This is a genomic window from Membranihabitans marinus, assembly GCF_019802045.1.
Taxonomy (GTDB): Bacteria; Bacteroidota; Bacteroidia; order Chitinophagales; family Saprospiraceae; genus Membranihabitans; species Membranihabitans marinus_A.
On sequence record NZ_JAHVHU010000014.1, the window covers coordinates 130,943 to 148,606 of the forward strand.

The window sequence follows — 17,664 nt, forward strand, 5'->3', positions numbered from 1 at the left end:
CTTGAGACAATTACCGCAGTTAATTCTGATCCCTGTCTTATTCGCGTTGACCCAGGGCTTTGCCCAGCAGCAGAATGCGTTGTTTGAACTGGGCTCATGGCGGTCTTATTTTCCGGCAGGCGAATATACAGAAGTAGTGGCTGGTGATGAGTCTGTCATCGTGGTGAACCCATACCAGCTTGTGGTTTATTACCCGGACTCGGAGGGTGATATCCTTTTGCTTAATAAAGGGAATGGTTTGTCTGATGTGGGAATTTCATCAGTGCAATACCTTCCGACACAGGATGCGATTGTCGTAGGATATGTCAATGGCAACGTGGATATCGTTACTCCGGATCGTACCTATAATTTACCTGGGATCAAGAACAATCAGAATATCCTTACCTCCAAGCGCATAAATGATATTGGAATAGCTGGTGAACGGATTTATCTGGCCACCGATTTTGGTATCGTAGAGATTAATGTGGGTATACATGAATTTGGTTCGACGCTTTTTACGGATGATCCTATGGAGGGGGTCGCCTGGAATGACAATGAACGTACGTTGTATGCTTTTTCTGAACTGGAGCTCTATCGACTTCAGTATACGCCATCAACCAATCTGGCGGATATTAATCAATGGCACATTGCCCCGTCCCACGTCGGTGGTATGATCCGGGATATTGCGGTATGGAAAGAAAATACTTATATGGTCGCAAACGATTCGTTGTGGATAATCAACAGCGACCAGGTGTTTGATCGTGTCCCTGTGACTGGTTCTGAAGTACGTTATATAAAACCTTCGGGAACACATCTGCTTGTGGTAAATCAATATTCCAACATTTTTACGTGGGACGGAAACCACTCCAGACAATTTATTAATTTATGTCTGCTGCCGCTTCGGGATGTCCTTATGATTGACTTGGAATCTTTTTGGTATTTGACGAAAGAAGAGTTTGGGCAATATGCTGATAATGAATGTGAGGTATATGAGCTGACTGGTGTCCCCTCGCGCTTTGTCACGGAAATGACGGTGATGGACGGGGATTTATTTGTAGCCACTGGAGGTGTGACCCGAATTTACAACAATTTGTTTCGGGAAGATGGATTTTATACGAACGACGGAGGTGCATGGCGTGTGTTTAATCTTCACACCGTGCCGGAATTGGGTGCATTGAATATGCGGGATATCTATACCGTAGAGAAAGTGGTTGATCGGAATGAGGTTTATTTTGGAACGTTTTGGGGCGGGGTTATTCGATATAAAGAGGGGCAAATCACCTTGTTTGATGAGTCCAATTCGTCGCTGGGATTCTCAGTGACCAACCCGGATCGCATCCGGATTGCTGATTTGTTTCTCGATGGCCGGGACAATTTGTGGGTAGCTAATCATGACGCCATCCGCCCCTTAAGTGTGATGAATTCCAGTGGAGAGTGGCACAACTTTTCAATCCCGACCGGGCCCAGAATCGAAAAATTGGTGGTGGATGAATATGAGAATATCTGGATGGCCATAGCTGAACGAGGGTTGCTGATTATGAGGCCCAACGATTGGATGAATGATAATGATGATGAGACGAGATTAATTATTCCACAGCCGGATGATGGAAATGGAACAGGTTTTGACAACGCGCGGATCAATGAGATCGCGGTGGACCGCAATGGAGGTGTCTGGCTCGGAACCGAAAGTGGTCCCGTGTTGTTCGATTGTGGGAATTTTGTTTTTGATCAGATTTGCAAGGGACGTAAGCCGGTCCTGGAGTTAAACGGGCAGTTGGGGGTTTTGCTCCGCAATGAAAATGTCAAAGCCATTGCCATAGATGGTGGAAACAGGAAGTGGTTTGGGACGACGAATGGGGTGTACGTGGTGAATGGAGCATTGGATCGGATTGATAATCATTTTACAGTGGATAATTCACCGCTCCCATCAAATTCGATTACGGATATCGCGATTAATCAGACTAGTGGTGAAGTTTTTATTGCTACAGATGAAGGGTTGGTGTCGTACCGGGGTGCAGCGACGGAATCAAATCCCGGATCATTCGAACAAATGGCTGTTTTTCCCAATCCGGTGCCTCCGGCGTATAAAGGACCCGTGGGGGTCAAAAATCTTCCGGAAAATGCACTGGTTCGGATTGCGACACTTGGTGGTCGGTTGATATATGAAAACAGGGCTCAAGGCGGGCAGTTGGTATGGGATCGACGCGATCAGGATGGTCGTCCGGTGGCGAGCGGAATTTATCTGGTGTTTGCTACCTTGGATCAGAGCGTGGCTCCGTTCACGCAGGTCGGAAAAGTATTTCTTTTAGATTGAAATTTTAAATTTTTCGAGTACCTCTTCATAGTACGCTTCATACTGGGGAAGGATGTTTTCAATATCGAAAATCTTTGCCTGGTTATAGGCATTTGTCCTAAACTTCTCATGAAGTTCCGGGTTTTTGAGCAGCCGAAGTGTGTTTTCTGTCATTTCTTCTATATCGCCGACATCACTGAGGTAGCCGGTAACACCATCAATGTTTACCTCTGGAATCCCGCCGACATTACTGGATATCACCGGCACCCTGCAGGCCATCGCTTCCAGTGCAGCTAAACCAAAGCTTTCATTGGCAGAGGGCAGAATAAATACATCGGAGATAGCCAATATCTCCGAAATGGCATCCTGCTTACCCATGAATCTTATTTCATGGCACAGACCAATATCCCGGCACAACTTTTCGATACTGGGGCGTTCCGGTCCATCACCAATCATGAGTAATTTGGTGGGCATGACGTCGTAAACTTTCTCGAAAATACGAACCACATCACTGGCCCGTTTGACTTTTCTGAAGTTGGAAATATGCACAAGAATCTTTTCGCCTTCCGGCGCAAACATTTTTTTGAAGTGATCCTTATTGGTCCAGTGAAACCGGTCGAAATCAATAAAGTTATAGATGACTTCAATGGGCTTTGTTATTTTGAAATTTTCATAGGTTTGTTCCATTAACTTCTGGGAGACTGCAGTTACTCCATCACTTTCATTAATACTAAAAGTGACTACCGGTGAAAAAGTACCGTCCTTGCCGACCAGAGTAATGTCAGATCCGTGTAAGGTGGTGATGATCGGGATGTCAATCCCCTCTGAGCGAAGAATGTTTTTAGCTAAGTAAGCTACGATCGCATGTGGAATAGCATAATGAACATGGAGTAGATCGAGCTTGGAATATTTGACGACATCAACTATCTTGCTGGCTAAGGCGCTTTCATAAGGTGTGTATTCAAACAAGGGGTAGTCAACCGGCGTGACTTCATGGTGGTAAATGTTTTCTTGGAATGAGATCAGTCGGGCTGGTCTCTTGTAAGAGATAAAGTGAATCTCATGGCCTTTGGTGGCCAAACCCATTCCTATTTCTGTGGCTACTATACCACTCCCTCCAAATGTGGGATAACAAACGATACCTATTTTCATGATGTCAAATATAAATATAAAGGATGTAAGTGTAAGTAACCCGAAAAACAGTTCTATTGTTTTCGATGGGCAGCTATGTTTTTGGCTCAACTATAAAATAGAAGGTTTCTAAAAACCGGAATTGAATGGGAATCGTGAACAATATACAGCTTGATTGGGTTTTACGTGTTGTGGCTAGTATGGACTGCATATCAAAAAAATGGAACCAGTCCGGGAATAAACACCCCGGTTGACGTCAACCGGATAGTAGAGACGAAGTCGCACTGTTGTTCTGAATTCAATAAAAATTAAAAGGTGATACAATACTCCATTAGTGATCTGGAAAAAATAACCGGAATCAAAGCACATACAATCCGGATGTGGGAAAAGCGGTATGATCTAATTCAGCCCGACCGGACTAAATCCAATGTGAGACTGTACAATCAGGAAGATATGCAGAAACTGCAGGATATTGTTCTGTTGTACGATCAGGGACTGAAAATTAGTCAAATAGCCGCTATGGATTGTGGAGAACGTGGGATGATGCTGCGCAAGTTCAGTGCAAAGGATGAAGCCTTGGAATTGAGGCAAGACTGCTTTACCGCGTCTATTTTGGAATTCAATGAAGAGAAACTTAATACCTTGGTGGATAACTATGAGAAGCGGCATGGTTTTCTTCACACGCTGACCGATTATATATGGCCTTATATAGAAAATTCCTCGTTATTGTATGTCAGCGGAGCGTTTAACCTGGCACACGAAAATTTTATCAATCAGGTCGTAAAACGAAAAACGATGGCCCGAATTGATGCGCTTCCGCCCAACCATTGTGGAGGGCGTGGTCGGGTGCTTATTTTCCTGCCCCCGGGAGAAAACAAGGAATTGTACACCGCAGGTATGGAATATGCTTGCCGGGAAAAAGGTTATTTTACCCTGAATATGGGTAGGAATATTGGTTTGGAAGAACTGCAGGCAATAAGCGTTTCCGCAAAACCCGATTATATTGTTTCTATGATCGATACTGATTTTAAGTACATGGCCGTCGGCTCTTATCTTACAAAAATAACCAATTTGTTTCCCGATTCAGAAGTTGTGGTGTGTGGCCATCAGGCAGCTACGCTTAATGAGTCCTTTAATGGAGTGACCACATTTAAGAATCCTACAGGACTGATCAATTACTTTATCGGATAGCATCTCTGTCTCGCGATGTTGACAAAATGTCACTCGATTTTGCACTTAATATGACATAAAGACATGTTTGGGGTGTGTTTATAGTCCATTTTTTCCGATTGATCGCTTTGGCGCCGGATTTGCATGTAATAGGGTAAATTACATAATACAAAACTATAAAGTTATGACAACGATTTTAAAAAGAACGCCTGCTGGTATGCGAACATCATACTATCCGGTTTTTAAATCATTTAATACCAGAAATGGCTCCGTTGATCGAAATACAACTGCTCCGATAAACATTATTAAAAATAATCACGTTTATAGAGTAGAGGTTAACCTGGCGGGATGGCAAAAGGAAGATGTGGACATTAAGGTGGAGGATGACACCCTGATTATCAGTGGTGAAAAAACCACCGAAAATGAGAAGGAGCAGGAATATCACCTCCGTGAATTCTCCAGCGAAAAATTCTTCCGCTCTATTATTTTGAGCGAAGAAATTGATCAGGAAGATATTCAGGCGGAATTGAAAGATGGGATATTAACCATCGAACTCAAAAAATTATCTGACGAAGAATTGAATGTCTCTAGAAAAATAGAGATTCAGTAAAGAGTAACATGTTCATGGGGTTAGGGCTTGTTTAATGAACCGGGGTTCCTTTTGGGACCTCGGTTTTTTTTTTGCCAGTTTTAAGAGTAATGGCCCTTTATTAGGCTAGATCGGGCATTGGCCTTAGAATGATCAATGACCTAATATCATAAAAAAAAGGAATGTGGTTAGCAAGACCTCTTCTATTCGAAAAAGAGTTTTTTAGACGTACTCATCTTGGTCATACAGGACCGCTTTGTGGTGGGGCTTTCGCTGCGTGTGGGGTGTCCACATGCCATCAGGCAGATAAGGAGCACATGTTTAGTACTATCCCGCAAAAGTCAAACGCAACCCAAAATTGGCCTATGATTTATGCCCAATTATGGAATTTAAGCAATTGATGCACTGCCTGTTATGGATCATAAAAGAGTGACGTGATGAATAAAGCGGACCATCACGCTTGGTGCCCTGATCCGGAACAGCCGAGCCCAGGAGGTCATCAATCGGAGGGTCATGTGAAAAGTCCGAAGTGATGTCACACATCCTGTGTTTATTATGTTGTATTGAAAATGCTGTTACCTCCCGTTTACTTCAGATTTATCTGACATTGGCCACGTCTATGCCCGGACTTGATTCATTAACCGGAATATAAACCCGGTTGGATTGATACAGGTTCATATCCGGATTCATTTCTTTGATATTTTTCAAAGATATATTCAACCTCATGGCCACATCAATCAAAGACTCCGAGGGCTTTAGGTAATAGAGCTCCCTGGCTATGAAGGCAGGTGTGATGCCTGAACCTGGAGATAATGCTTTTGAAGTCAAATTTTCTTCCATGAGCAGATTAAGATCCTTTTTCAAAAAACGGGCTGGAGGCGGTCCAAACGCTTTATCCAACGTCATGTATTCTGAAGACGTGACCTGAACTGCGATCGTATGACCAATGGATCGGCCCGGATCAAAAAATCCATTAGCCATTTCTAGTTTTCTCTTACTGATGCCCAGAAAGGAAGCTAACTGCTCCAGCTGTTCTTCGGAAGAGATGTAATAGAATTGCTTCCGAAACTCAATCACTTCCTTTCCTTTCGTCGCATACCTGGGTATGTGAACATTAATGATGTTCTGGTTCGCATTCCGTATTTTTCGGTATTTCAAATGTGGGTTCGCCTGACGAAGAACTGAATAGTCAACATTGTATTCCTTGCTGATTGTATTCAGATCAATCGATGAGATATAAGACGTATTGAGCGTATAAAAGTGCACAGGGTCCGGAATCCGCGGTTGCAGCCCATATTGTTTGTAGGTCTTAAAGATTAATTTAGCCGCGATCATCTTGCTTAGGTAGGTTTGACTCTCTTTGGGCATTTTATCCATGATGACCTGTGGATTGGATGTATTGCTCTCACGAACCAGTCTTTTGACCCGGTAGGGGCCACCATTATATGCCATCAATACCAGTGCCCAGCTTCCGAGTTCTTCGTGCAAGGATTTTAGAAAACGAGCAGCAGCTTCGGTAGACTTTACATAGTCCAGTCGTTCGTCGATCTCATTGTTGATCGTCAGACCATATTTTCTTCCGGTATCTTCCATAAATTGCCAAAGGCCTTGAGCGCCGGCTGGAGAGACGACATCCTTTCGGAAACCAGATTCGAAAAATGGTATATACTTCAGATCATCGGGTAGATGGTGTTTTTTGAGGACCTGCTCGATCAAAGGGAAATATTGGACTGCCTGACCGATGAGATGTTCCGTGAAATGTGGAAAACGATTAAAATAAGGCAAAGCAATATCTATTGCTTTGTTTCTTTCCATGACAGGAATGATGCTTTCCAGTTGGTCTATATGTTCTCCGAGCTCATGCTCCATAATTTTATGGGAAGATGGATCTGCTGCAGAGATGAGGAAGGGTAATAAACAACCAAACAGTGCACCAATACCGGTGATTACTCGCCGGTATAAATACTGATATTTTTGCATAGCTATAGTTTAGTTAGCAAATGGGATTTCTGATTTACAAACAAATATAGGTTAAAAAATATCATAATATGTTTATTTGGATTACTTATTTTTTCTAAGCGACTGCAAATGTACTACTCCAACGGAAAATAATACACGTGGCGTCTGCTTTTAATATTCTCTTTACTTGATTGCACGATATTTAACGTTTTGTGCAGACCGCTTTCCGGCATTCGCGATCAAATACAAGGAGTGTGCGTTGAAATTGTTTAGTTTGAGACGAGGTAATTGGTGGTAAAGTCCTGATTCGGAGAAGAATGTGGTATTGTAAAAGGATGTACTAACTATCCAGCTAACCGGTAATGACCATTGATTCGAGCTCTTATTAATCCTTTTTTACAATGCAACAGACCAAAAATCGACTCGTACGGTACTCGGGTTGGAGAAAAATGCGATTTTTTCAGATGGTGTGTAATGGCGTCGATTAAGCACCATAGAGATTAACCCGCTTTATGCACCACGTCAATCTGTTGTGGTGCATATTATGCAGGTTATCAATTGTTTAATTCCCAAAATTGGGCCTATTACATCGCCCAATTTTGGGTGACGTTTGACTTTTGATTCATCCATTATCCTCGGGACAGAGCCTTCCCAAGCCAAGGCGGGGAATGTGGATTGACCACATTAGATCTCGCCCTTGGCGAGATTTTGCTCAGTCATACTGAACTTTCTACCTCGGCTCAGCCGTGACTACATTCGGTCCTATTACGAACTCCTTGAAATAGAATACTATTCCGGCAGCTATAAGATTATAGATTTTTAAGTGCAATGAATGCTTACCCGCCCGAAACAGGGATGTTTCGGTTCCTTCATCAGAGGTAGATTGGCTACCTCTGGTCTCGGACGAGCCGAGACTATATTCACTCATATCTGCACCTGTCTAACTGCCATTAAAACAATAATCAACGCCAGGTAGGTAAATCAAAAGCTATGAAATTTGCGGGATTAAGGGGTTATTCGGTTTTTTCCAAAATGATATCTACGGCATCATCGATATTCACATTATACTGCTTTCCTGTTATCATATTTTTGATGGCTATTTCCTTATTCTCCCATTCTTCCGGGCCCAGAATCATAATATATCGAGCATTGATTCTATTGGCGTATTTCATCTGCTTCTTCATTTTAGCTCCTGAAGGATAGAGGTCCGATCGGATACCTTTTGCGCGCAATTGCTGCAAAATATCAAACCCGTACGCGTGGTATTTTTCATCGAGGGTCAGGATTAACACCGGCGCCTCCATCTGGGCTTTGTCGAGCAGGTGCAGTTCCTCCATGATATCGTAGATGCGTTCGGCCCCAAAGGAAATTCCCATCCCGCCCAATTTCTCTCCGCCGAACAAGGCAGTCAGGTTGTCATAACGACCACCCCCTCCGATACTGCCCATCTCAGCTTCTGAAGAACGGACTTCGAGGATGGCACCGGTATAGTAACTCAGTCCGCGCGCCAGGGTTGGGTCAAAGGTTAGTTTATTTTGAAGAGTTTTACCATCCAGAAATGTATAAACCTGATTGATTTCGGAGATTCCCTGCTGACCTTCTTCTTCATGTTGAAACATATCCGCTATTTCCTGGAGATGTTCGGCATTAAGGTATTGCTCGATCGTGTTGATTTGGTCGTGGGAGAGACCTTCTTTTTCCAAAATATTCTGGACTCCTTCAAACCCCACTTTATCTAGTTTGTCAATCGCAGTAGTGATGGAGGATAGTTGGTCAAAGGCATTGATTTTTTGGCAGAGTGCGGATAACAATTTCCGGTTATTGATCCGAATATCTACCCGCAGGCCAAGTTCTGCAAAGACCTGGTCAAACAACAACACACATTCCGCTTCGTACTGCAGAGAGTCAGCACCTATCACATCAGCATCGCATTGGAAAAATTCCTGATAACGTCCCTTCTGGGGCCGGTCTGCCCGCCAGACAGGTTGAATCTGGTATCGCTTGAATGGCAGATTAATGTCATTTCGGTGCATGACTGCATACCGGGCAAATGGAATGGTGAGATCATAACGCAAGCCCCGTTTTGCAAGGTGCTTCGTTGCTTTTGTGCTGTCCTTATCGGCGAGAATATCACCGGGTACTTTTTTTAAATAATCTCCATTATTAAGAACCTTAAATAAAAGTTGATCGCCTTCATCGCCATATTTGCCTAGCAAGGTACTCAAGTTTTCCATGGAGGGTGTTTCGATGGGAGAGTATCCATACAGTTCGAAATACTTCTGGATGGTATTGAAAATATACCGGCGTTTGAAAAGTTCTTCGGGGCCAAAGTCCCGTGTTCCTTTGGGTAAACCTACATTCATGAGAAATTTCTGTTTTGATTAATAAATGGCGTCAAAGTGCCACTGACTTAAATTGCTGAAGAAAGCGCATGTCATTTTCAAAAAACATGCGGATGTCATGAATTCCAAACATGCGCATGGCCTGGCGTTCAATGCCCATTCCAAATGCAAAACCACTATACCGGTTCGGATCGATTCCACAATTTTCAAGTACGTTGGGGTCAACCATACCGCATCCCATGATTTCCAGCCAACCGGTACCTTTTGTAATTCGGTGGTCAACTTCTGTTTCTAGACCCCAGTAAACATCCATTTCAGCACTTGGCTCCGTGAACGGGAAGTAGGATGGTCTCAACCGGATGCGGGTGTCCTCACCATACATTTCACGCGCAAAATAGAGCAAGGTCTCCTTGAGATCAACAAAAGAAACGTTTTCATCAATATAGAGTCCCTCTACTTGATGAAACTGACAATGCGAGCGCGCAGACACGGTTTCATTGCGGTAGACCCTGCCCGGCGAAATAACACGAATGGGTGGTTTTTGCTCTTCCATCACATGAACCTGTACCGTGCTGGTCTGTGACCGCAGAATATGCGTCCAGTCATTTTTGATGTAATAGGTATCGGTCATGTCCCGCGCCGGATGATTTTCAGGCGTATTCAGCGCTGTAAAATTGTGCCATTCATCTTCGATTTCACGATTAACCGCGACAGAAAAACCAATGCGTGAGAAGATATCTATGATCTTATTCATGACCAGATTAACCGGATGCCGGCTTCCTAGATGCATCGGATAGCCCGGTCGGCTTAGATCCATTTGGTTATTCCTTACATCCTGATTGGCTGCGTTTAACTGGGATTGTAAATTGTCATATCGTTCCTCTGCGAGAAGTTTTATCGCGTTGATTTGTTGCCCAAATTCTCTTCGTTGATCAGCGGGTATGTTTTTGATTTCAGAGAACAACGGTTTTAGAACATTTTTGGATCCCAAAAACCGGATTCTGAATTGTTCGAGTTCATCGGTCGAAGCAGGCTCCGCCTGATCTATTTCGAGTTTGTATGCCTTGAGTTGCGCGATTGCGTCCATTGTGTGGATTTATTTATGACAGCCCCTGGACGTTATCACAGTTAACGAACAGTGGTATATGGAATATTTCTACCTTTGCAAAGGTAAGATATAATTGGTTTCAATGAAAATGAAAAGAGAAATTATGCAGTGTTCATCTATTATTCTGTAAGGATCACAACTATCCGATGCGTATGATCAAAATCGAAAAAGTATCCAAAAATCTCCAATTAGTGGCCTGGATACTTCTCCCGTGGGGATTGTTTTTCTTTGAAGCAATGGCTTCCATATTGGTCATTGTTTTTTCTCTTCCATTGTTACTTTATGGTAGATCTCTTTCCCCGAAAAAGGCTGGACCATACGTGTGGCCTTTCCTCCTGATTTATGCGATTTTACTGGTCAGTGGGTTTTGGAGTGCAGACACTACCCGGTGGCTTAGTCTCCTTCGGGTCAACCTGCCTTATGTTGTTTTGCCGGTGGCATATATTCTCTGGCCTGAAAACCTGCTTCAACACCGCCGATTAATTCAACGGCAATTTATTTGGGCAGGAGCTGTATTATCTCTTTATCTGGCAGGATACCTGGTGATGCATCTGGAGGAAGTATTGATTCGAATTGGTGAAGGTGGTTTTTTTCCTGTTCCGGTCCATCATGTGCGAACCAGCTTGTTTTTGGCGGTCGGGGCTATGTTTTGCTTAGAAGAATTGGGCAACCGGATGTGGACGTCCAGAGGGTTTGGACTGTACGCCGGAATAATGTTCCTTCTGATGCTGGGGCTTCATATTCTGACTGTCCGAACCGGCTTGGTGCTTTTTTATACCGGAACAATGCTAACCGTAGTGATTAATAAAAACTTTTATGGCAAAAAGGGTGTGCTGGTGTTTTTGGGTCTGTTAAGTTTTATCGTGGCTGCAGCCTTTTTTATACCTACTGTCGGAGAAAAATGGAGCTATTTTCTGGCCGACAGGTTGAATTATGACAGTGCTTCTTGGTGGTTTTATTCGGATGCGGTTCGGTGGAAGTCCACTATTATAGGATGGGAGGTGTTTCGGGATGCGCCTTGGTGGGGGGTAGGTATGGGCGATGTTCTGGAAGAGCTGCATATGCGATTTTTTGTTGAGGATGGGATTCGGATTTGGGAGTATCCGCACAATTTGTGGGTGACTTTTATGGCAGGAAGTGGTTTGATCGGGTTTGGAGCTTTTAATCTGGGATTATTTGGAGTGTACAAAACATTTTATCGATCTACCCCGGCTGTATATATCGTGATTTTCTGGCTGTTTATGGTCAGTTGTCTGGTGGAGAATACCTTGTTAACATCACTTGGAGGTATCGCATTTGTGGTGTTGTCACTCTTAGCTACCGATGCCATCGGTGGCGGTTCTGAGGACTCGGTGGACGTAGATGTCTGTCCCCGATAAAATTATACTCCCGGGCTCTGCTTCTGTAAAAAAAGCCGCACAGCACGCCAAATATAAAACCGCCAATGTGGGCCCACCATGCTACGCCCTGGGATTGGGCATCCAGACTGGTCTCCTGATAGACGGACATAAATTGCTGCACGAACCAAAATCCTATAAAAAACAAAGCAGAAATATAAAAGGTGACAAAAAAGACCACAAAGAACATTTTAATTCTCGACCGTGGAAACATAATCAGATAAGCTCCCAGAACTGCCGATATCGCACCGCTGGCTCCCAAGCTGGGTATTGCACTGTCTGCATTCATCCAGACATGTGTAATGGAGGCAATAATACCGCCAACAAAATAAAATAGTATAAACCGGACATTGCCCATGACAGCTTCCACATTGTCCCCAAAAATCCAGAGGAACAACATATTCCCGATCAGATGCGACCATCCCCCGTGAAGGAACATACTCGTAAAAAATGTGTACAATTGATTTCCTGATAGAACGTCAGTAGGCGTCGTAGCATACCGGTTGATGAACAGCTGCAGCGATTGATCTCCCAGGCTGTATTCGTAAAAGAAAATAGCAATGTTTAGTATGAGAAAAGTATAGGTGGCCAAAGGTTTGGCGCCGCCTGCTATATTATCATCTCCTATAGGTATGAGCATAGGTTAAGGGTTAGTAGTTAAGGTGGAGGAATTTGAAAACCTTCGTTGAGTAAATCATGCAGATGAATCATGCCGGCATACCGGTTTTTATTGGTCACGATCAATTGTGTAATGCTGTGTTTTTGCATTTTTTCAATGGCGGCGACGGCTCTGCTGTTTATAGCGATCGTAATCGGGTCGGTTGTCATAATATCTTTGGCGGTTGTGGTGGTCTGGAATGGCTGATCCAAGAGCATACGTCTTAAATCGCCATCGGTTATGATTCCTGCAATGTGATCTTCATGATCAATAACTGCGGTGGCTCCCAGTCGTTTGGCGGTCATTTCCAGGATCACCTGATCAATACTTTCATGGGGCTGCACAGCCGGTTTTTCATGAAGATGAATCAGGTGGGCAACCTCCATGTGGAGTGATTTTCCAAGCATGCCACCCGGGTGATACTTGGCAAAGTCCTTTTCCTGAAAGCCTTTTAATTGGGAGACCGATATGGCCAGTGCATCGCCCATAGCAAGTTGAGCGATCGTACTGCATGTTGGTGCCAGATTGTGTTGATCTGCTTCCCGGTCAATGGGAGTCCAGATAAAAAAGTCAGAGTTCGTATGGAGGTGGGAGTTTTTTACAGCAGACATGCCAATGATCTTGTTGCCGAAGGCTTTGATAATATTTAAAATAATTTTAATTTCTGGGGTTTGTCCGCTTTTTGACAGACAAAGGACAATGTCGTTTTCTTCGATAATGCCCAGATCACCATGGATGGCGTCGGCCGCATGCAGAAAACAGGCTGTGGTTCCGGTAGAATTAAGCGTCGCAACAATTTTTTGACCGATGATGGCGCTTTTTCCCACCCCGGTGACTACTACTTTGCCAGTGTTGCGACCGATCAAATGAACAATATTGGTAAATTCGTCGTTGAGGGTTGGAATCAGGTGTGCGATCGTTTGCATTTCCAGTTCCAGTGCCTGGTGAGCGATGGATTGTATATCACAAATGTTATTCATGGTCATGTATGACTTGATTATACGAAAAATTTCTTATTTTGAATCATTACAACGAAGATCGCGAAGTTTTGAGAGAATGAGTACCTCTTCTAAAGTGAAGTGAGTAACTTAGCATATTGTTCTCAAATGATCTAAAAAAACGGGAATATATCACAAATGGATTCATTAACAGTACCGAGCAATAAAGTATTGCATTCAGCCTTAAAAGAATATTTTGGTTTCGACCAGTTCAAAGGAAGGCAGGAAGAAATAATACAAAGTATAGTAGGAGGGAAAGATACATTTGTCATAATGCCTACAGGCGGTGGTAAATCTCTGTGCTATCAACTACCTGCGCTGATTTTGGATGGTACAGCTATTGTAATTTCTCCTCTTATCGCTTTGATGAAGAACCAGGTAGATCTGATTCGGGGTTACAGCGCAAATGACAATATAGCTCATTTCTTGAACTCTTCATTGAATAAATCTCAGATCAGACAGGTATTGCAGGATATACGGGATGGAGAGACCAAAATATTGTATGTCGCCCCGGAAACCCTCACCAAGGAAGAATATCTGAACTTTTTCAAGGAAATAGATGTCTCACTCGTTGCAGTAGACGAAGCACACTGTATTTCCGAGTGGGGACATGATTTCCGACCGGAATACCGGAAGATCAAAACCATGGTGGACACCATTGGAGACAATATACCTATCGTTGCTCTGACCGCAACGGCTACGCCCAAAGTCCAGAGTGATATAGTTCGAAACCTCAATCTGAGTGATTATAATAAGTTTATTTCTTCCTTTAACCGGACGAATCTGTATTACGACATCAGACCCAAGTTGAAAAAACAGGAAACGATGCGTGAAATCATTCAGATTATCAAAGAAATGGGGGAGCCGTCCGGGATCATATATGTACAAAATCGAAAAACGACCCAAATACTGGCCGATACGCTCACGATGAACGGAATCAGTGCAGCACCTTATCATGCCGGCCTGGATGCGAATACGCGAGCCCAGACTCAGGATGCTTTTCTCAAGGAAGATCTCAAGATTATCTGTGCTACGATTGCCTTTGGAATGGGGATTGATAAACCGGATGTACGTTTTGTAATCCACTATGACATGCCCAAAAGCATCGAGAATTATTACCAAGAAACAGGTCGTGCTGGTCGGGACGGCATGGAGGGTCGTTGTATTGCCTTTTATGAGCCCAAGGATATATTGAAGTTGGAGAAGTTTCTGCGGGATAAGCCGGTGGCTGAACGGGAAATGGGCATGGTTTTCCTGGAAGAAGTCATGGATTATGCAGAAACCGCAGAATGTCGTCGGGCTTTCTTGTTGAATTATTTTGGAGAGACCTATCACGTTGATAAGTGCAATTCAATGTGCGACAACTGCCGCTATCCGGTGGAAAAAATTGATGTTACACAATCAATGCAACGCGGTCTTGATGTCATAGAGTCATTGAAAGAAAACTATACCTCCAAAATGCTGGTGACTTTCCTTATGGGAGAAGAGAATGAAACCTTGAAAAGCTATTTGCTGGACGAACACAAGTGGTTTGGGTCGGGCAAAGAAAAAGGCGTTGATTTTTGGAATACGATATTCCGGCAGGGAATATTGAAAGGATATTTACGGAAAGATATAGAAACGTATGGAGTGCTTAAGCTAACTGAAAAGGGGCGGGACTTTATCCAGACGCCGGAGACCGTGAAATTGGGAATCAACAGGAGTTATGAATCCATGGAGGAAGAAGAGATGGAACACCGGGGGAATCAGGGAGCCGGGGCGCTGGATAAAATATTGCACGAACAGCTGCTTGCACTTCGAGATGATGAAGCACAACGAAAGGATATCCCCAAATATGTAATTTTCCAAGATAGCTCTTTGGAGGATATGGCGACACTATATCCCATGTCCATGGATGATATGGCCAACGTGTCGGGGGTGAGTATTGGAAAAGCCAAGCGCTTTGCAAAACCATTTATTGAACTCATTCAGGATTATGTGGAGGAATATGAAATCGAACGACCGCAGGAAATGGTGATTAAGACGGTGGCTAATAAATCCAAAGCAAAGGTCTCTATTATTCAGGGTATTGATAAGCAGATGGATCTGGAAGATATTGCGGGCAATAACCGGATGAGTCTGGATGAATTGATTGAAGAACTCGAAATGATTGTGTATTCGGGCACTAAGCTCAATATCGATTATTATCTTGAAAACAGTGTCGACGAATATGTCGTGGAAGACATTTTTGATTATTTTATGGACGCCGAAACAGATTCCTTGAGTGATGCTTATGATGAGCTCTCGGACGATGATATTACGCACACTGAAATCCGATTGGTTCGACTCAAATTTTTATCAGAACTCGCTAATTAATTCATGAAAAAGAATATACTGATCATCAACGGTCCGAATTTGAATCTTTTGGGAACCAGAGAACCTGAGATCTACGGGGATGTCTCTTTTGGTACCTTCCTTCATAACCTCGAATCAAAAATTCAGGACTATGCCCGGGTAACGTACTATCAGTCCAATTCGGAAGGAGGGATTATCGATTTTATACAGGAAAATTCGTCTGAAGCGGATGGTTTGGTTATCAATGCCGGAGCTTATACCCACACGTCCGTCGCCATCCGGGATGCTTTAGCCAATTTAAAAATTCCGAAAGTCGAAGTTCACATCAGCAATGTGCATCGACGGGAATCTTTCCGACATCATTCTTATCTCAGTCCAGTATGTGATGGTATTATTATCGGAATGGGCTTAGATGGATACGAATATGCTGTTGATTTCGTATTGTCAGTAGATCCTGAATAGTGTTGTTTTTACGCTAAAAATTCGGGGCCTGGACATGTTGTGGCTTACATAGGAGTTGTGTTGTTTGCTAAGGACTGATCCATTCTTTGGACTCTTCTATTTGTTCACCGGGTACGGTCATGCGTAAATCCACTACCCGAAACCGGTATTTGTTTGTTTTGTAAGGCCGGTCAATCCATTGGTTTAGTAACCACGCCACACCAAAGATAACAGGCCCCGGAAGGAGCAATCCCGGACGCAATTTTCGTTCATAGATGGTACCAACCACACCGGCAGCGGTGGCAGAGCCGCCCAAGGCGTAGAGTGGGTAAATAAAAAACCGGCCTCTGCGATGATAGAAATCGGCGGGTTGAAGTTCCTGGATCTGGTGCGCAAAAAACAATTCTGATTCCGTAATAATTAACTGTTCGTCTGGTTTGAATCCGGTGATTTTTTCGGTGACGAAATAATCTCTTCCCTTGAGCTTGAAAGTGATTTCCTGGCCGAGCGGAAACTTATAAGATCGGGTTGAGCCGATTTTTTCCATTTGAAGAAATATCTGAGCGGTGGTCTGATCCGTGAATACGAAGGCCCAAATGCCAAAAATAACAAGATATAGTTTTTTCATGGATGTGCTTCCAAAGTATCAATAAAACAATTCATGGCCTTAAAGATAATGGAATATTCCGGGTTCTCCTTCCCGATATAAATGGCAATAACCCCCAAAGAAGACGGATTTGCATGCTCAATAGATGGAGCTATTCGATGCTTTTGCAGACGGTAAGCTTCTCGCATCATCCGTTTGATACGGTTGCGGTGAACTGCTTTTCGTATTCGCCGTTTTGGGACGCTGAAAGCAATCCGAACGGGACTGAGGGTACCCTGCGGTAAGTTAGCAAGAACTTGAGACGGTGCTGGTGGGAGCGGTGTACTTAAGAAAAGTATGGGGTAATAATGGAATTTATTTCCGTTTTCAAACACATAACTAATCGATATGGGATCTTTTAGTTTTTCATGGGGTCGAAAACGGAAATTCATTCTTACATAGCTAAATGCTATCTATGCTTTCTTCAATCGGAATTCACTGGAGACAGACAACTTTGCCCGTCCTTTGCGTCGCCGCCGGTTGATCACCTTACGCCCGTTCTTCGTGCTCATTCGGGCACGGAATCCGTGTTTGTTCTTACGTTTTCTCCGGGATGGCTGAAATGTCCTTTTCATGATTCAATCTATTGTGATTTATGATATTGTTCTAAGCATCTGCC

16 protein-coding genes are annotated in these 17,664 nt (G+C 43.5%); 6 read left to right on the plus strand and 10 right to left on the minus strand.

Annotated elements, in window-relative coordinates; all coding sequences use genetic code 11:
• Window position 1 precedes the first annotated feature (1 nt).
• Window positions 2-2,293 carry a hypothetical protein gene (locus KUV50_RS14970; RefSeq protein WP_222580987.1) on the plus strand — a complete coding sequence of 764 codons (2,292 nt, stop codon included), beginning with the start codon at window positions 2-4 and terminating at the stop codon, window positions 2,291-2,293.
• Here the strand turns inward: KUV50_RS14970 and bshA are convergent.
• Window positions 2,285-3,424 (minus strand): N-acetyl-alpha-D-glucosaminyl L-malate synthase BshA, encoded by a 1,140-nt coding sequence (gene bshA / locus KUV50_RS14975; RefSeq protein WP_222580988.1) that lies wholly within the window; start codon window positions 3,422-3,424, stop codon window positions 2,285-2,287. The two genes, KUV50_RS14970 and bshA, sit on opposite strands and share 9 nt — an antisense overlap.
• A gap of 294 nt (window positions 3,425-3,718) precedes the next feature.
• Between bshA and KUV50_RS14980 the strand changes: the two genes are divergently transcribed.
• Window positions 3,719-4,594 (plus strand): MerR family transcriptional regulator, encoded by an 876-nt coding sequence (locus KUV50_RS14980; protein WP_222580989.1) that lies wholly within the window; start codon window positions 3,719-3,721, stop codon window positions 4,592-4,594.
• 163 nt (window positions 4,595-4,757) lie between these two features.
• Complete coding sequence (locus KUV50_RS14985) at window positions 4,758-5,183, plus strand: Hsp20/alpha crystallin family protein (RefSeq protein ID WP_222580990.1); 426 nt, start codon at window positions 4,758-4,760, stop codon at window positions 5,181-5,183.
• A 576-nt stretch (window positions 5,184-5,759) separates the two neighbouring features.
• On the opposite strand, the gene KUV50_RS14990 is transcribed toward KUV50_RS14985, so the two are convergent.
• From KUV50_RS14990 to pheS, 4 genes are all read right to left on the minus strand, one after another.
• Complete coding sequence (locus tag KUV50_RS14990; protein ID WP_222580991.1) at window positions 5,760-7,142, minus strand: lytic transglycosylase domain-containing protein; 1,383 nt, start codon at window positions 7,140-7,142, stop codon at window positions 5,760-5,762.
• Window positions 7,143-7,851: 709 nt separating this feature from the next.
• On the minus strand, window positions 7,852-8,049 hold the full coding sequence (locus KUV50_RS14995) for a hypothetical protein (RefSeq protein WP_222580992.1): 198 nt from the start codon (window positions 8,047-8,049) through the stop codon (window positions 7,852-7,854).
• 85 nt (window positions 8,050-8,134) lie between these two features.
• Complete coding sequence (gene hisS / locus KUV50_RS15000) at window positions 8,135-9,484, minus strand: histidine--tRNA ligase (protein ID WP_222580993.1); 1,350 nt, start codon at window positions 9,482-9,484, stop codon at window positions 8,135-8,137.
• 31 nt (window positions 9,485-9,515) lie between these two features.
• Window positions 9,516-10,550, minus strand: a complete 1,035-nt coding sequence (gene pheS / locus KUV50_RS15005; RefSeq protein ID WP_222580994.1) for a phenylalanine--tRNA ligase subunit alpha — start codon at window positions 10,548-10,550, stop codon at window positions 9,516-9,518.
• A 173-nt stretch (window positions 10,551-10,723) separates the two neighbouring features.
• Between pheS and KUV50_RS15010 the strand changes: the two genes are divergently transcribed.
• Window positions 10,724-11,950, plus strand: a complete 1,227-nt coding sequence (locus KUV50_RS15010) for an O-antigen ligase family protein (protein WP_222580995.1) — start codon at window positions 10,724-10,726, stop codon at window positions 11,948-11,950.
• On the opposite strand, the gene KUV50_RS15015 is transcribed toward KUV50_RS15010, so the two are convergent.
• Entirely contained in the window at window positions 11,889-12,608 is a 720-nt protein-coding gene (locus KUV50_RS15015) for a rhomboid family intramembrane serine protease (protein WP_222580996.1), read from the minus strand. The two genes, KUV50_RS15010 and KUV50_RS15015, sit on opposite strands and share 62 nt — an antisense overlap.
• A gap of 17 nt (window positions 12,609-12,625) precedes the next feature.
• Window positions 12,626-13,606 carry an SIS domain-containing protein gene (locus tag KUV50_RS15020; protein WP_261395297.1) on the minus strand — a complete coding sequence of 327 codons (981 nt, stop codon included), beginning with the start codon at window positions 13,604-13,606 and terminating at the stop codon, window positions 12,626-12,628.
• Window positions 13,607-13,762: 156 nt separating this feature from the next.
• Between KUV50_RS15020 and recQ the strand changes: the two genes are divergently transcribed.
• Window positions 13,763-15,979, plus strand: a complete 2,217-nt coding sequence (recQ, locus tag KUV50_RS15025) for a DNA helicase RecQ (protein ID WP_222580998.1) — start codon at window positions 13,763-13,765, stop codon at window positions 15,977-15,979.
• A 3-nt stretch (window positions 15,980-15,982) separates the two neighbouring features.
• Entirely contained in the window at window positions 15,983-16,420 is a 438-nt protein-coding gene (gene aroQ / locus KUV50_RS15030) for a type II 3-dehydroquinate dehydratase (RefSeq protein WP_222580999.1), read from the plus strand.
• A 67-nt stretch (window positions 16,421-16,487) separates the two neighbouring features.
• On the opposite strand, the gene KUV50_RS15035 is transcribed toward aroQ, so the two are convergent.
• The 3 genes from KUV50_RS15035 to rpmH are packed head-to-tail and all read right to left on the minus strand — an operon-like array spanning window position 16,488 to window position 17,620.
• A complete protein-coding gene (locus KUV50_RS15035; protein ID WP_222581000.1) occupies window positions 16,488-17,027 on the minus strand; it encodes a hypothetical protein in 540 nt (179 codons plus the stop codon).
• Window positions 17,024-17,437, minus strand: a complete 414-nt coding sequence (locus KUV50_RS15040; protein ID WP_222581001.1) for a ribonuclease P protein component — start codon at window positions 17,435-17,437, stop codon at window positions 17,024-17,026. The genes KUV50_RS15035 and KUV50_RS15040 overlap by 4 nt, the downstream gene beginning before the upstream one ends.
• A gap of 21 nt (window positions 17,438-17,458) precedes the next feature.
• Entirely contained in the window at window positions 17,459-17,620 is a 162-nt protein-coding gene (gene rpmH, locus KUV50_RS15045) for a 50S ribosomal protein L34 (protein ID WP_222581002.1), read from the minus strand.
• Between the last annotated feature and the right edge of the window lie 44 nt (window positions 17,621-17,664).

Excerpts from the sequence above, each read along its gene's own strand:
- bshA (WP_222580988.1), bottom strand. The coding sequence starts at position 3,424 with ATGAAAATAGGTATCGTTTGTTATCCCACATTTGGAGGGAGTGGTATA.
- KUV50_RS14985 (WP_222580990.1), top strand. The coding sequence starts at position 4,758 with ATGACAACGATTTTAAAAAGAACGCCTGCTGGTATGCGAACATCATAC.
- KUV50_RS14990 (WP_222580991.1), bottom strand. The coding sequence starts at position 7,142 with ATGCAAAAATATCAGTATTTATACCGGCGAGTAATCACCGGTATTGGT.
- KUV50_RS14995 (WP_222580992.1), bottom strand. The coding sequence starts at position 8,049 with ATGAGTGAATATAGTCTCGGCTCGTCCGAGACCAGAGGTAGCCAATCT.
- hisS (WP_222580993.1), bottom strand. The coding sequence starts at position 9,484 with ATGAATGTAGGTTTACCCAAAGGAACACGGGACTTTGGCCCCGAAGAA.
- pheS (WP_222580994.1), bottom strand. The coding sequence starts at position 10,550 with ATGGACGCAATCGCGCAACTCAAGGCATACAAACTCGAAATAGATCAG.
- KUV50_RS15010 (WP_222580995.1), top strand. The coding sequence starts at position 10,724 with ATGATCAAAATCGAAAAAGTATCCAAAAATCTCCAATTAGTGGCCTGG.
- KUV50_RS15015 (WP_222580996.1), bottom strand. The coding sequence starts at position 12,608 with ATGCTCATACCTATAGGAGATGATAATATAGCAGGCGGCGCCAAACCT.
- KUV50_RS15020 (WP_261395297.1), bottom strand. The coding sequence starts at position 13,606 with ATGAATAACATTTGTGATATACAATCCATCGCTCACCAGGCACTGGAA.
- recQ (WP_222580998.1), top strand. The coding sequence starts at position 13,763 with ATGGATTCATTAACAGTACCGAGCAATAAAGTATTGCATTCAGCCTTA.
- aroQ (WP_222580999.1), top strand. The coding sequence starts at position 15,983 with ATGAAAAAGAATATACTGATCATCAACGGTCCGAATTTGAATCTTTTG.
- KUV50_RS15035 (WP_222581000.1), bottom strand. The coding sequence starts at position 17,027 with ATGAAAAAACTATATCTTGTTATTTTTGGCATTTGGGCCTTCGTATTC.
- KUV50_RS15040 (WP_222581001.1), bottom strand. The coding sequence starts at position 17,437 with ATGAATTTCCGTTTTCGACCCCATGAAAAACTAAAAGATCCCATATCG.
- rpmH (WP_222581002.1), bottom strand. The coding sequence starts at position 17,620 with ATGAAAAGGACATTTCAGCCATCCCGGAGAAAACGTAAGAACAAACAC.